The organism is Salinibacterium sp., from assembly GCF_031364185.1.
In the GTDB taxonomy this organism is placed as follows: domain Bacteria; phylum Actinomycetota; class Actinomycetes; order Actinomycetales; family Microbacteriaceae; genus Rhodoglobus.
The window spans coordinates 38004-51993 of the sequence record NZ_JANLVV010000298.1; the positions used below are offsets into that span (position 1 = coordinate 38004).

Genomic DNA, 13990 nt, shown 5'->3' on the forward strand with positions numbered 1-13990 from the left:
GTGGTGAGTCCTTCCGTTGTCATACTCGACTACGGCTCCGGCAACGTGCATTCGGCCGCGAAGGCACTTGAATTGGCTGGCGCGCGAGTTGCTCTGAGCGCTGATCGTTCGGTAGCGGAATCTGCCGACGGTCTTGTCGTGCCCGGTGTCGGGGCTTTTGAAGCCGTGGCGAGGCAGCTTGCCGCCGTGCGCGGTGGCGCCATCGTCGAGAAGAGACTCACCGGAAGCCGCCCGGTGCTCGGTATTTGCGTGGGTATGCAGGTGCTGTTCGAGCATGGGGTCGAGCGTGGTAACGACACGCCCGGACTGGGTGAGTGGCCCGGAGTGGTTACCGAGCTGGATGCCCCGATCCTTCCTCATATGGGGTGGAACACGGTCGAGGCGCCGGAGAGTTCACGGTTGTTCGCGGGCATTCGAGACGAACGCTTCTACTTTGTACACTCATACGCCGCACAGGCGTGGACGCTTGAGGTGCACGATCCGTTCCCGCAGCCGCAGCTCACCTGGGCGCATCACGGCGGTCGGTTCCTCGCTGCCGTGGAGAACGGACCTCTTTCCGCAACCCAGTTTCATCCGGAGAAATCCGGAGAGGCTGGCATCCGACTTCTGAAGAATTGGCTGGAAACCCTATGAGCGAGTTGACACCCTATCCCCGACTGATCCTGCTACCCGCAGTTGACGTGGCGGACGGCAAGGCCGTGCGCCTCACCCAGGGTGAGGCAGGGAGCGAGACGAGCTATGGCAGTCCCGTCGATGCGGCCCAGGAATGGGTTGATCAGGGCGCGGAGTGGATTCACCTGGTCGATCTCGACGCCGCGTTCGGCCGCGGAGATAATCACGCCGTCATCCGCGGGGTGATCAGGAACACCCCCCGCTCGGTGAACATCGAGCTGTCGGGAGGTATTCGGGATGACGCGAGCCTCGACGCCGCGCTGTCGACCGGAGCCAGGCGCATCAACCTGGGTACGGCGGCTCTCGAGAACCCCGAGTGGGCGGCCAGGGTGATCGCGAAACACGGCGAGGCGATTGCGGTGGGTCTCGACGTGCGCGGCACGACGCTGGCGGCGCGCGGCTGGACACAGGAGGGCGGAGACCTCTGGACGGTTCTCGACCGGCTCGAGGCCGCAGGTTGTTCCCGGTATGTCGTCACCGATGTGACCAAGGATGGAACGCTGAAGGGCCCCAACCTCGAGCTATTAAGGGAGGTTGTCGGACGCACGGATCGTCCGGTGATCGCCTCGGGCGGTGTGGCCACCCTTGACGACATTGCCGCGTTGCGCGAGCTGGTTTCCTCCGGAATCGAGGGCGCGATCGTGGGCAAGGCACTCTATGCGAAGGCGTTCACCCTCACCGCGGCCCTCGACGTCGCATCCCACTAGTGCGCGCATGCCATGAGTGATTCGTCGGGCCACCCGTGGAAGGGTCGCCGGTTCGAGCATGGTCAGAGTTCGGATGACGACGGTTCGGCACCGCAGGATCTCGTCGACGCATTGCGTCGTTTCCGTGCGGGCGAGGCCGGCGAGGCCGATGTCGTTGACGCCCTCCGCGAATCACGGCTTCTGATTCCGCTGGTTGCCGTGGCGGGCGAGCGGGGTGCCAGCGAGAATAATGGGCCCGCGGACAAAACCCAGGAACTCTCCATCGTGACGGTCGCGGGGCCCGACGGTCGCAGCGTGCTGCCCGCCTTCACCTCCGTTGTGGCCATGTCAGCATGGGATCCGCAGGCTCGCCCCGTGCCCGCCACTGCTGCGCGGGTGGCGCTAGCCGCGGCGAGCGAAAACACCGACCTGGTGGTGCTCGACCCCACCAGCGCTACCGAATTCGTCGTGCGCAGGCCCGCGCTGTGGGCGCTTGCGCAGTCCGCGCCGTGGGGGCCCAGTTATCTCGATACGGAGGTTCTGTCTGCATTCATGGACGCCGCCGAGCCGGAGCCCGCGGTCACCGCGGTGCAGCTTGCCCCCGGCGATCCCGGTGCGAGGCTGGTCGGGCCCGAGCTGATCGTCCATTTGTCACTTCGACCGGGGTTGGATCGGGCGGCACTCGACGCCGTGGTCGCGCGCTTGCAGGCGCGCTGGGCAGTCGATGAACTTATCGCGTCGCGTGTCGATTCGTTGGCGGTGAGGCTCGAATCTGCTCGCTAGCGCCGGATGGCAGCCCGGGGAAAGAAAGTAGCCCGGACAGCTAATTTACGGCGCCGGTGAGCTTCTCGCCAGGGCCAGCGCCCGGGGCATCCGGAATGGATGATGCCTCGCGGAACGCGAGCTGCAGCGAACGAAGCCCATCTCTGAGCGGCCGGGCGTGCTGGTCTCCGATCTCAGGCGCGGCAGCGACTACGAGCCCCGCGAGCACCGTGATCAGTTTCCGTGCCTCGTCCAGATCGATATCCGCAGTGGCATCCGGTCCGTCGGAGAGCCCAAGTTTGACCGCAGCGGCGCTCATGAAGTGCACGGCAACCGTATTGATCAGTTCGACAGCGGGAACCTCGGAGATGTCCCGGATCTCGTCGTTCAGGTCGAAGCGTGCGTCATTCATAGTTCCCTCAATAGTTCTAGACCCTTCACTGGTTCTAGATCCCTCAATAGTCCGGCTCTTAGTAGTTTGGCGCGGTATCTGCTACTCTTCTACAGGCTCCGGGGTATGTCCCCGGTTACGAAAGTGGAGATTCTCCCACCTGTCAACCGCTTCTCAAGGTTACCGGGTAGTTACACCCCGTTCGCTCGGCACTGCTGCGCGAATAGCCAGGGTGCATAAGCGAGTTTTCCCTTTCCGTGCCGCGCGACGACTGTCGCAACCGCATACGAGAAGGAGAACACGCATCAGCGATCCCCGTACCAATGACCGAATCCGCGTTCCGGAGGTCCGTCTTGTTGGCCCCAATGGCGAGCAGGTCGGTGTCGTCCGTATCGAAGAGGCCCTGCGCCTAGCCGTGGAGGCCGACCTGGATTTGGTTGAGGTTGCTCCCAATTCCAAGCCTCCTGTTGCCAAGATCATGGATTACGGCAAATTCAAGTACGAAGAGGCCCAGAAGGCCAAAGAGGCTCGGCGTAATCAGGCGAACACCATCCTGAAGGAGGTTCGGTTTCGCCTCAAGATCGATACCCACGACTACGAGACGAAGCGCAAGCGCGCCGAAGGCTTTCTCGCGGCCGGTGACAAGGTGAAGGCCATGATCCTGTTCCGCGGGCGCGAGCAGTCTCGCCCAGACCAGGGTGTGCGCCTTCTTCAGAGATTCGCCGAAGACGTCTCAGAGTTCGGTTCCGTGGAATCGACCCCGATGATCGACGGTCGCAACATGGTCATGGTGATCGGCCCCCACAAGACGAAAGCAGCGGCAAAAGCCGAAGCGGACGCTCGAAAGGCGGCCAATAAGCCGGCACGTGCGCAGGGAGAGACCGTCGCGGCGGAGAAACCGAGCACACCAGTCGTAACCGAGGCGGCTCCCGCCCCGGTCACAGCAGCAGTATCAACTACAGAAGAGGATAAAGATGCCTAAGCAGAAGACGCACTCCGGTGCCAAGAAGCGCTTCAAGCTGACCGGTAGCGGCAAGGTCATGAAGCAGCAGTCCGGCATGCGGCACAACCTGGAAGTCAAGAGCGGCAAGCGCAAGCGCTCTTTGAACCAGGAACAGGTTCTTGCACCGCAGGACGCCAAGGTCATCAAGAAGCTTCTCGGTAAGTAAGGGTCAGGAACAGAACAATGGCAAGAGTAAAAAGGGCAGTAAACGCCCATAAGAAGCGTCGCGTCATCCTCGAGCGTGCCAAGGGTTACCGCGGTCAGCGTTCGCGCCTCTACCGCAAGGCCAAGGAGCAGGTCACCCACTCGCTCGTTTACGCATACCGTGACCGCCGCGCCCGTAAGGGTGACTTCCGGCGCCTGTGGATCCAGCGCATCAATGCTGCGTCCCGCGCGAACGGGCTCACCTACAACCGTCTCATTCAGGGGTTGAACCTGGCGGGCGTAGAGGTCGACCGTCGTATCCTCGCCGACCTCGCGGTCACCGAGCCTGCTACCTTCGCCGCGATCGTCGCTACGGCCAAAGCTGCCCTGCCTGCCGACACAAGCGCGCCGAAAGTCGTCGCGTAGCTTCGCAGACGTTCACTCCAGCAGCCCCGGATGCGCCCAGCGCGCCGGGGCTGCTGCGGTATCCAGCGCGCCTAAGCTTACTGTCATGATCGACAATCCACGTTCGCCGCGAGTGCGGGCCGTCGCTAAGCTCGCCAAGAGGGACGCCCGGTCTGAGACCGGGTTTTTTCTTTTGGAGGGCCCACAGGCCGTGGCCGAGGCTCTCGAGTTTCGCCCCGAGCTTCTCGTCGACCTGTTCGCTACTCCCACCGCTCTCGAGCGCAACGGCGCGATCTCGCGAAGGGCAACGGAGGCGGGTGTAGAGGTGGAGTTCGTTTCGGAATCCGTGATCGAAGCGATGGCAGATACGGTGACCCCGCAGGGGGTGATCGCCGTGTGCCGTCAATTTCCGACGTCGCTCAAAGATATCCTGGGCGCAGAGCCCATCCTCATTGCGATTCTTGAGGAGGTGCGAGATCCCGGTAACGCCGGCACCATTATCAGGGCCGCGGATGCCGCGGGCGCTGACGCGGTCATCCTGACCGGGCGCAGTGTCGACCTCTACAATCCGAAGGTTGTTCGAGCGACGACCGGTTCGCTCTTCCACGTTCCGGTGTGTGTTGGGGTGGAACTGGAGACAGTTCTCGAGAAGGCGAAGGCGGCCGGCCTGCAGGTGATCGCCGCCGACATCAAGGGCAGCGATCTTTTGGCCGAGCGTTCGGCGGGCACGCTGGCGGGACCGACGGCCTGGTTGTTCGGCAACGAGGCGCGGGGTCTGTCTGAGGAGCACTTCGCCCTGGCCGACCGGGCGATTACGGTGCCCATTTACGGTCATGCAGAGTCGATGAACCTCGCGACCGCAGCGTCAGTGTGCCTCTACGAGAGTGCTTTCGCCCAGCGCACGCCCTAGAGCGATGGCGAGCGACACGAGCCCTCGCCTCGGTCGCCAGTGGACAGGTCGTGTTGACCCCCGTTCGTGGGGTGTGGTTGGGTGGTTCCATGCAGCCACTGGTGGTCGTCGATCATGTCAACAAACATTTCGGTGAACTCCACGTTCTGAAAGACATCACCAACACCATCCACAGGGGCGAAGTTGTGGTCGTCATAGGGCCGAGCGGATCGGGAAAATCGACACTCTGCCGGGCGATCAATCGGCTCGAGACCATCGATGACGGCACAATCACCATCGACGGCGAGGCGCTTCCTGCCGAGGGCGCGGCGCTGGCCAGACTCAGGGCCGACGTGGGGATGGTGTTCCAGTCATTCAACCTCTTTTCGCACAAAACGATCCTTGAAAACGTGACGCTAGGGCAAATGAAGGTGCGCAAGCGTTCGAAGGCCGAGGCCGATAATCGAGCGATGGAGCTGCTCGATCGGGTGGGTGTCGCCAACCAGGCCGCGAAGATGCCATCCCAACTCTCTGGTGGCCAGCAGCAGCGTGTCGCCATCGCGAGGGCGCTCGCCATGGATCCCAAGGTCATGTTGTTTGACGAGCCGACGTCGGCGCTCGACCCCGAGATGATCAACGAGGTGCTGGATGTGATGGTCGGTCTTGCGAAGGACGGCATGACCATGGTGGTGGTCACCCACGAAATGGGGTTTGCCAGGAAGGCCGCCGGGCGAGTGCTCTTCATGGCCGACGGCGAAATAGTCGAGGAAGCCACACCGGAGAAGTTTTTCACCGACCCCCAAAGCCCGAGAGCGAAGGATTTTCTCTCGAAAGTACTTACCCACTAACCGGTGGTTGAGAAACACAGCAAACAGGAGGAAACCATGAGACTCAATAAGGGTCTAATGATCTCAGCCATCGCACTCACCAGCGTTATCGTTCTGAGTGCATGCACCGACTCGGGTGCTCCCACCGCCGAGGAGACGGTCGCCCCCGAGGCGGAGGTCTCATTCGAGGCAGGCACCACCATGGCCGCGCTCAATGAGGCGGGAGCCATCACCATCGGAACAAAGTTTGACCAGCCGCTCTTCGGCCAGGTCGATGCCAGTGGTGATCCGCAGGGTTTTGATGTGGAAATCGGCAAGCTGATCGCGGCGAAGCTCGGAATTCCCGAGAGTGGAATTAACTGGACGGAGACCGTCTCCGCTAATCGCGAGCCGTTCATCCAGTCTGGCGAGGTCGATATTGTCGTTGCCACCTATACGATCAACGATAAGCGCAAGGAGGTTATCTCCTTTGCTGGGCCGTACTACAACGCTGGTCAAGACATTCTCGTTCTCGCGGGCAACCCCGAGAAAATCACGGGTCCGGAGGACCTCGCAGGCAAGCCGGTATGCACGGTGGCGGGCTCCACCTCAGAGGGAAACATCGCCAAGTACACCGACCAGATCACGGCACTCGGTGGTTACGCGGAGTGCCTACCGTTGCTGAGCTCGGGTGCGGTCGTCGCCGTGACTACCGACAACGTGATTCTTGCCGGGCTCGCGGCCAACAGCGCTGGTGAGTTCGAGGTCGTTGGCAATCCCTTCACCGAGGAGCCATACGGCATCGGCCTCACGAAGGATGACACCGACTTCCGCACATTCATCAACGATGTTCTCGAGTCGTCATTCGACGACGGCGACTGGGCCGCCGCCTGGGAGAAGACAGCGGGAGCCGAGTTGCCGCTGCCTGACCCGCCCGCGGTCGATCGTTACTAAGCGCTACGAGCTGGTACTAGCGCTACGAGAGTGACGCGGCCCATCCGGTTTCTGCCGGGTGGGCCGCAGCCCGGGTAGCGACCGAACCTGACCTCTGCTGTTGAACGGACACCCATGGACGCGATCATTGAAAACTTCCCGAAGTTCGTTGACGCCTTTTTGACGACACTGCGGTTGCTGGGTGTGTCGGGAATCGGAGCTCTCATCCTTGGCACGATCATTGCCGCGATAAGAATTTCACCGGTTCCGGCGCTGCGCGGTTTCGCTACTGCGTACACAGAGATCATCAGGAACACGCCTTTGACCCTGGTGCTATTTTTCTGCGCGTTCGTGCTGCCGCAATTGGCCGTACGGCTGGACTACACCACCGCCGCAATCATTGGCCTGACTCTTTACACATCATCCTTTGTTGCTGAGGCCGTCCGCTCGGGAATCAACGGGGTACCGGTCGGCCAGGCAGAGGCGGCACGTGCTGTGGGGTTCAATTTTGCGCAGACACTCGGTCTGATCGTGTTGCCGCAGGCCATTCGAATGGTTATTCCTCCGCTCATCAACGTGCTGATCGCGCTCACCAAGAACACCTCGGTCGCCGCGGGCTTTGCGGTCCTTGAGCTCATTGCGGTGTCACGGCAGGTCATTCAGCTCAATGGCAACGCGGTTACCGCCATCCTGCTCGCGGTAGCCGTGTTCTACCTTGTCATCACCGTGCCGCTCGGCCAGACTGCAAATTTGCTCGAGCGAAGAGTGATGGCGCGCCGATGACGAACGTGCTGTACGACGTGCCTGGACCAAAAGCTCGTCGATTCTCACTCATTCTTTCTCTGGTCGGCGGTGTGCTAATAGCCGCCAGCTTGATCGCGATTTTTGCCTTCCTATCCCAGCCGCGTATCAATGCGGGGGGCGTAGCTCAGCCTGGGGTGTTCGACGCCAGCAAGTGGGACATTCTTGGTGACCGGGCGCTGTGGCGAGCGGTGTGGCGAGGACTGTCGGCCACGCTGCAGATGGCCGGCGTCGCGGCCGTGCTCGCTCTCGTAGTCGGTGTCCTGCTCTCGATGGCGCGCACCGCGACCACAGCGGTCATCCGGATTCCGTCGATCGTGGTGATCGAGTTTCTTCGGGGAATGCCCGTGCTACTTATGATGCTGTTCGTGCTGCTGGTTTTCTCGACCGGTCAGTTCTGGGCCGGCGTGGGAGCGCTCGCCGTTTACAACGGTGCCGTGATCGGCGAGGCGCTGCGTGCCGGCATTGCATCACTACCGAGGGGGCAGCGAGAGTCCGGCCTTGCGGTGGGGCTGACGCCGCTGCAAACCCGCTTCTCGATCGAATACCCCCAGGCGTTTCGGCAGATGCTGCCCATCATCATCGCGCAGCTCGTGGTGCTGCTCAAAGACACATCGCTGGCCTACATTCTCGGCTACCAGGAACTGCTCAATGTGGTGCTCAAGCAGGGGTCGACCACGTTCGGGCCGACCTACCTGTTCACCCTGTTCTTCGTGGTGTGGGCCGTCTATCTCGCGGTGAACCTGAGCCTCTCGTGGATAGCGCGCTTCGTTGCGCGACGCACAGCGTCGGGACGGGGCGGCGGACGAAACGGAAAGCGCGCGGCGAAGGTGATAGCCCAACTGGGCGGTGCGGGAGTGGCGGGCGCGAGCGATCCGCTCAGTGTCCGGGGTGCGCGATCCGACCACGACACCGGGTACCAGCCGTAGCCTGAGTAAACTCAGGTTCTGTGTCAGAATCCACTCCCATCACCGAAGACGTCGTGAACGCGGCTGTCGACGCAGCGCTCGGGGCTGTGGCCTCGGCCACCACCATGGCCGAACTCCGCTCAGCCCGCGCCGAGCACGCTGGTGAATCCTCACCGCTGGCTCGGCTGAACGGCAGCCTCAAATCCATCGATCCGGCCGATCGCGCCGCGGCGGGGAAGCTCGTCGGGCAGGCCAGGGCCCGCGTGGGGCAGGCGTTCGCTCCGCGCGAGGCTGAGCTGGCCGTGGCCGAAGAGAATGCCCGGCTCGCGGACGAGACCCTGGATGTCACGGCGGTGCCCTCTCGCTGGAACGCCGGTGCGCGGCATCCACTCAGCCTGCTCATGGAGCGCATGAGTGACGTGTTCATCGCCATGGGCTGGGAGATCGGCGATGGGCCGGAGCTGGAGAACGAGTGGTTCAACTTCGACGCACTCAACATGGATGAAGACCACCCGGCTCGCAGCGAACAGGACACGTTCTTCATCGACCCGATCGACGGTCATCTTGTGTTACGCACCCAGACCAGCCCTGTGCAGATCCGGTCGCTGCTGACTCGCGAACTTCCCGTGTATGTCGTGTCGCCGGGCAAGGTGTTTCGCAAAGACGAGCTCGATGCCACCCACACTCCCGTGTTCCACCAGATTGAGGGCATCGCGATTGATAGGGGGCTCACCATGGCGCATCTCCGCGGCACCCTCGAGCATCTCGCTCGCGCCATGTTCGGCGACGCAGCACAGATCCGGCTTCGCCCCAACTACTTCCCGTTCACCGAGCCGAGCGCCGAGATGGACGTCTGGCAGCCGAACGCCAAGGGCGGTGCGCGCTGGGTCGAGTGGGGCGGATGCGGCATGGTCAACAGCGCCGTGCTGCGTGCGGCCGGCATCGATCCCGACACCTACCAGGGGTTCGCGTTTGGGATGGGGATCGAGCGAACCCTGCAGTTCCGCAACGACATGAATGACATGCGAGACATGGTCGAGGGCGATATCCGCTTCTCCCAGCAGTTTGGGATGGTGGTCTGATGCGCGTGCCCATCAGTTGGTTACGCGAGTTCGTTGACATCCCGCTCGACGTCACGCACGAGCAGGTTCACGCCGCCCTGGTGAAGGTCGGCTTTGAGGAAGAAGACGTTCACACCTTTGACCTCAGCGGCCCGATCGTGGTCGGTCGGGTGCTCTCGTTCGAGTCAGAACCGCAGTCGAACGGCAAGACCATCAATTGGTGCCAGGTGGATGTCGGCGAAGCCGAACCTCGTGGCATCGTCTGCGGAGCGCACAACTTCGCCGTGGGCGACAAGGTCGTCGTGTCGCTTCCCGGTGCAATCCTTCCCGGCCCGTTCCCGATTGCGGCGCGCACAACCTATGGTCACGTGTCCGATGGGATGATGGCGTCCGCCCGCGAGCTCGGCATGGGGGAGGAGCACGACGGCATCCTGCTGCTCAAAAACCTCGGCCTTGACCCCGTCATTGGTGCCGAAGCGGTTCCGCTGCTCGGCCTCGATGACTTCGCGGTTGAAATCAATGTCACGCCGGATCGCGGATACGGGTTCTCGATCCGGGGGATAGCGCGCGAGTATGCACATTCGAGCGGGGCGACGTTCCGCGATCCTGCACTCGCGGGGACGGTCGAGGCCGGGCACGGCTTCTCGGTCACGGTCGACGATGACGCCCCGATCCGAGGGCATGTCGGTGCGAGCGTGTTCGTGACGCGAGCGGTGCGCGGCGTGGATGCAACCAGCCCCACGCCGCCGTGGATGGTGGCGCGGCTTGGGCTTGCCGGCATCCGGAGCATCTCCCTGACCGTCGACATCACCAATTACGTGATGCTCGAACTTGGCCAGCCCATCCACGCCTATGATCTCGACAAGATTTCGGGCGGCATCGTCGTGCGTCGGGCCGGGCCGGGCGAGACTCTCACCACTCTCGACGGCAAAGTTCGCGCGCTGGTCGAGGAAGATCTTCTGATCACGGATGCCTCGGGGCCGATCGGTCTCGCCGGTGTCATGGGCGGCGCCTCGACCGAGATCGACTCCTCCTCTACGAACGTGCTTGTCGAGGCGGCCAACTTCGACCCGACGTCGATCGCGCGAAGCGCTCGCCGCCATAAGCTGCCGAGCGAGGCCTCGCGTCGTTTTGAGCGCGGAGTCGACCCGGCGGTCGCCCCTGTTGCCGCGGCGCGTGTCGTAAACCTACTGGTCGAGCTGGGTGGGGGAACCGCCGACGAGCTTGGTTCGGTGCTCGACAGCTCCGCCGTCCGAGAGCCCATCGAGCTGCCGACCGGGTACGTTGCCAGCCTTATCGGTGTGGATTTCACGGCGGATGACGTCGCCACCTCACTCGTCGAGATCGGCTGCGCGGTGGCCAACATAAGCTCCGGGCTATCGGTGACCCCGCCCACATGGCGCCCCGACCTCACCGATCGGGCCACCCTCGCCGAGGAGGTCGTGCGCATCGTCGGCTACGATCGCATTCCGTCGGTGCTCCCTGTGGCGCCTCCCGGCCGCGGGTTGACGAGGCAACAGCGTCTGCGTCGATCGGCGGCGAGCTCACTGGCCTCCGCCGGACTCACCGAGGTCCTGGCATATCCGTTCGTATCGCAGGCCTCAAACGACCTGTTCGGCTCTCCGGCTGAGGGCCCGGTTGCGGCGATGAAGCTGGCGAACGCGATCGACTCGGAAGCCGCCTGGATGCGCACGTCTCTTCTTCCAGGGCTGATCTCGGTGTCGAGGCGCAACCTCTCCCGGGGCCTCACCGATCTTGCTCTCTTCGAGGTGGGCACGGTGTTCCTGCCGCAGGCGGGAGTGAGCTACGGCATCGGCGAGCTTCCCGCCGGTGATGAGCCGCCGTCGAGCGATGTACTGGATGAGCTGCGCGCGAGCATCCCGCCCCAGCCGTGGCATGTCGCCGCGCTCTTTGTGGGGGATGCGGTCGCCCGGCAGCCGGGGCAGACCGCCATTCACCGCGGGCTGTCCGACGTGATCGGCGCGGCGCAGCATCTTGCCGCGACCCTCGCGTCTCCGCTGACCGTGGCCACGGGCATCCATAAGGCCATGCACCCTGGGCGCACGGCGGAGTTACGTTCGGGTGATCGTGTGATCGGGTATGCGGGGGAGTTGCTGCCGTCCCTCGCCGCCGAGTTCGATCTGCCGCGTGTGGTTGCCGTGCTCGAGCTCGATCTCGATGCACTCATTGACCTCGGCGCGACGGAGGTAGTGCCGACCCCGATTGTGTCGTTCCCGGCCGCCACACAGGACGTGACTCTTGTCGTTGCCGAATCCGTTCGCGCCGGAGAGTTGCTTGCGCTACTGGTCGAGGGCGCTGGCGCCCTGCTCGAGAACGTCGTGCTCGTCGACGACTACCGCGGTTCGGGCATCCCCGATGGCAGCAAGTCGCTGACTTTCGCGTTGAGGTTCAGGGCGACGGACCGCACCCTGACCGCACGCGAGGCGACGCAGGCGAAAGCTGCCGCGGTCGCCCTCGCCGAGGCCAGGGTGGGAGCCGTGCTGCGCGAGTAGCGCTCGCATTCCCTACGCCGCGAAGGTCGTCGCGCGTGACACTCTTTCTCGCACTGAGGCTCTACTCGTGAAGGCCGTCCCGTTCGTGGTGCGGCCTCCGTCCCGGCCGAGGACTTCCCGGTCTGGCGGGAGTTGCCTACCGGCGGGAGTTACCTACCGGCGGCGGGAGTCACGACTCCCGCCGCGAGCAAGTTTCCCCCGCCGCGAGTGTCGCAACTCCCGCCGCGAGGGCGGCTCTGCGCCGCTCGTTGTAGGCCGCCGCCGTGACCGAGTCGACGCGGATGCTGACGGTCAGTGAACCTATTGTTCCCGTGCACCAGCGGCGTTCTACCCTCTACCGCCGGCCCCCGCCGAGCAGCCCGCCCAGCACGCTGCCGAGGATGTCCTGGCCGCCAGAGCCACCGAGCAGCCCACCCAACAGGTCGCCAATGCCGCCTGACTTCGCTGGCTCCGGTGTGGGCGCGGCCGGTGCCGCCTCCTTCTTGCCGAGGAACTGCGAGGCGAGCCAGGCGATGACGATGGGAGCGACGATCGGCAGGATCTTCGCGATGATGTCCTGGGTGATGTTGCTGTCTCCGGTGCTGGCGACGGCGGCCACCACGTCATCTTTCTGAGAGCCGAAGACGTTGTTCACGATCTTCTCGCCGTCGTTGGTGTTGATGTCGCTGACGGATGCCGTGGGGAAGACACCGGCGTGACCGGTAAGGGCCTTTTCGAGCGAGGCGGCACCGTCGCCATCCTTCGCATTGGCCGCCATTCCGCCCAACAGGGTGGGAATGACCTGCGCCACGGCACCGTGCGCCACATCCTCCGGAATTCCCAGCTTCCTGGCGATATCGCCTACCGGGATCAGAGCGAGCAGTCCATCAATATCCGACATGAGATCTCCTGGTTGTGCGATGCGTGCCCGCGTGGGCGCGTTCCCCAAGGCTAGCGATTCGCGGTTGCCAGCGGCAGTGCACTACTGTCGGGAATGTGACCACGTCTCTCGCCCTCGACGCACGCCTCAGGCTGCGTCCGTCGGCGCGCCGTGCACGAGGGCTCCGCGTGTCAGGAACACGACGCCAGTCCGACGAGCGACGATAGGCGACGTTTCACTTCGCCGCCACCGGTTCCCCGTGAACCGACCAGGCCCCTGTGAACCGCCGCCGCGGCATCCCCCTTCGTCCCTCCTCTCATTAAGGTAGAGCCATGTCTTTATCCGTCGCCGTGGCCGGTGCCAGTGGCTACGCAGGCGGCGAGCTGCTGCGGTTGCTCTCTGCTCACCCCGAGTTCGAGGTGACCACGGTCACCGCATTCACCAACGCGGGGCGTCCGTTGGTCGCCCTCCAGCCTCATCTGCGCTCGCTTGCTCATCTCGAGCTCCAGTCAACGGATGCCACAACCCTCGCCGGGCACGACGTCGTGTTTCTCGCGCTGCCGCACGGCATGTCGGGCACGCTCACGGCCGACCTGTCAGCCAATACTCTCGTGGTCGACTGTGGAGCCGACCATCGGCTCACCAGCGAGGACGACTGGGCGAAGTTCTACGGCGGCGACTACTTCGGCGCGTGGACTTATGGGCTTCCCGAACTCCTCACCGCGACCGGCAGCCAGCGGGACTCCCTCAGGGGCGCAACCCGCATTGCGGTTCCCGGATGCAACGCCACGGCGATCACGCTCGCCCTCGCCCCTGGCATCCACTCCGGGCTGATTCTCGCCGACGACCTCGTATCGGTACTGGCCGTCGGCCCCTCCGGAGCCGGAAAATCACTGAAGACCGAGCTGCTCGGCAGCGAGCTGATGGGTTCGGCGCACGCGTACCAGCTGGGTGGCGTGCATCGCCACAACCCCGAGATCCGGCAAAACCTTGAGACGGCGGGTGGTGTCGCTGTGAGCATCTCCTTCACTCCTGTGCTCGTGCCCATGAGCCGCGGCATCCTGGCGACATCAACCGCGAAGATGGCACCGGGGGCGACCGAACGCCAGGTGCGGGCGGCGTGGGAGTCTGCCTACGTCGACGAGCCATTCGTGCAC

At 63.8% G+C, this 13990-nt stretch carries 16 protein-coding genes; 14 read left to right on the forward strand and 2 right to left on the reverse strand.

Annotation, left to right across the window (positions count from 1 at the left end; genetic code table 11):
* Genes hisH through RMN95_RS13100 form a run of 3 tightly spaced genes read left to right on the forward strand, consistent with a single transcriptional unit; the run spans nucleotide 1 to nucleotide 2141 of the window.
* Complete coding sequence (gene hisH / locus RMN95_RS13090) at nucleotides 1-633, forward strand: imidazole glycerol phosphate synthase subunit HisH (RefSeq protein ID WP_309617348.1); 633 nt, start codon at nucleotides 1-3, stop codon at nucleotides 631-633.
* Nucleotides 630-1379 carry a bifunctional 1-(5-phosphoribosyl)-5-((5-phosphoribosylamino)methylideneamino)imidazole-4-carboxamide isomerase/phosphoribosylanthranilate isomerase PriA gene (priA, locus tag RMN95_RS13095; protein ID WP_309617349.1) on the forward strand — a complete coding sequence of 250 codons (750 nt, stop codon included), beginning with the start codon at nucleotides 630-632 and terminating at the stop codon, nucleotides 1377-1379. The genes hisH and priA overlap by 4 nt, the downstream gene beginning before the upstream one ends.
* 12 nt (nucleotides 1380-1391) lie before the next feature.
* The gene (locus tag RMN95_RS13100; protein WP_309617350.1) at nucleotides 1392-2141 is read left to right on the forward strand and encodes an SseB family protein; all 750 of its coding nucleotides are present in this window, start codon (nucleotides 1392-1394) and stop codon (nucleotides 2139-2141) included.
* A 40-nt stretch (nucleotides 2142-2181) separates the two neighbouring features.
* On the opposite strand, the gene RMN95_RS13105 is transcribed toward RMN95_RS13100, so the two are convergent.
* Nucleotides 2182-2532 carry a DUF1844 domain-containing protein gene (locus RMN95_RS13105; protein WP_309617351.1) on the reverse strand — a complete coding sequence of 117 codons (351 nt, stop codon included), beginning with the start codon at nucleotides 2530-2532 and terminating at the stop codon, nucleotides 2182-2184.
* A gap of 250 nt (nucleotides 2533-2782) precedes the next feature.
* Here RMN95_RS13105 and infC point away from each other — a divergent pair, with 250 nt between their 5' ends.
* The 10 genes from infC (at nucleotide 2783) to pheT (ending at nucleotide 11974) form a co-directional block, all read left to right on the forward strand.
* Entirely contained in the window at nucleotides 2783-3493 is a 711-nt protein-coding gene (gene infC, locus RMN95_RS13110) for a translation initiation factor IF-3 (RefSeq protein WP_309617362.1), read from the forward strand.
* Complete coding sequence (rpmI, locus tag RMN95_RS13115; RefSeq protein ID WP_283504470.1) at nucleotides 3486-3680, forward strand: 50S ribosomal protein L35; 195 nt, start codon at nucleotides 3486-3488, stop codon at nucleotides 3678-3680. The genes infC and rpmI overlap by 8 nt, the downstream gene beginning before the upstream one ends.
* Nucleotides 3681-3697: 17 nt before the next feature.
* The gene (gene rplT / locus RMN95_RS13120) at nucleotides 3698-4084 is read left to right on the forward strand and encodes a 50S ribosomal protein L20 (protein ID WP_309617352.1); all 387 of its coding nucleotides are present in this window, start codon (nucleotides 3698-3700) and stop codon (nucleotides 4082-4084) included.
* Between the two features lie 85 nt (nucleotides 4085-4169).
* The gene (locus RMN95_RS13125; protein WP_309617353.1) at nucleotides 4170-4973 is read left to right on the forward strand and encodes an RNA methyltransferase; all 804 of its coding nucleotides are present in this window, start codon (nucleotides 4170-4172) and stop codon (nucleotides 4971-4973) included.
* Between the two features lie 89 nt (nucleotides 4974-5062).
* Nucleotides 5063-5800: an amino acid ABC transporter ATP-binding protein gene (locus tag RMN95_RS13130; RefSeq protein WP_397545292.1), complete on the forward strand. Its 738-nt coding sequence runs from the start codon at nucleotides 5063-5065 to the stop codon at nucleotides 5798-5800.
* A 57-nt stretch (nucleotides 5801-5857) separates the two neighbouring features.
* Nucleotides 5858-6712: a glutamate ABC transporter substrate-binding protein gene (locus RMN95_RS13135; protein WP_309617354.1), complete on the forward strand. Its 855-nt coding sequence runs from the start codon at nucleotides 5858-5860 to the stop codon at nucleotides 6710-6712.
* Between the two features lie 114 nt (nucleotides 6713-6826).
* Nucleotides 6827-7474: an amino acid ABC transporter permease gene (locus tag RMN95_RS13140; RefSeq protein WP_309617355.1), complete on the forward strand. Its 648-nt coding sequence runs from the start codon at nucleotides 6827-6829 to the stop codon at nucleotides 7472-7474.
* The gene (locus RMN95_RS13145) at nucleotides 7471-8421 is read left to right on the forward strand and encodes an ABC transporter permease subunit (protein WP_309617356.1); all 951 of its coding nucleotides are present in this window, start codon (nucleotides 7471-7473) and stop codon (nucleotides 8419-8421) included. The genes RMN95_RS13140 and RMN95_RS13145 overlap by 4 nt, the downstream gene beginning before the upstream one ends.
* 20 nt (nucleotides 8422-8441) lie before the next feature.
* Entirely contained in the window at nucleotides 8442-9482 is a 1041-nt protein-coding gene (gene pheS / locus RMN95_RS13150; protein WP_309617357.1) for a phenylalanine--tRNA ligase subunit alpha, read from the forward strand.
* Nucleotides 9482-11974, forward strand: coding sequence for a phenylalanine--tRNA ligase subunit beta (gene pheT, locus RMN95_RS13155; protein ID WP_309617358.1), 2493 nt, complete (start codon nucleotides 9482-9484; stop codon nucleotides 11972-11974). The genes pheS and pheT overlap by 1 nt, the downstream gene beginning before the upstream one ends.
* A 334-nt stretch (nucleotides 11975-12308) precedes the next feature.
* On the opposite strand, the gene RMN95_RS13160 is transcribed toward pheT, so the two are convergent.
* Nucleotides 12309-12854, reverse strand: coding sequence for a DUF937 domain-containing protein (locus tag RMN95_RS13160; protein ID WP_309617359.1), 546 nt, complete (start codon nucleotides 12852-12854; stop codon nucleotides 12309-12311).
* Nucleotides 12855-13165: 311 nt separating this feature from the next.
* Here RMN95_RS13160 and argC point away from each other — a divergent pair.
* On the forward strand, nucleotides 13166-13990 hold an 825-nt coding region (gene argC, locus RMN95_RS13165), incomplete at its 3' end, for an N-acetyl-gamma-glutamyl-phosphate reductase (RefSeq protein ID WP_309617360.1).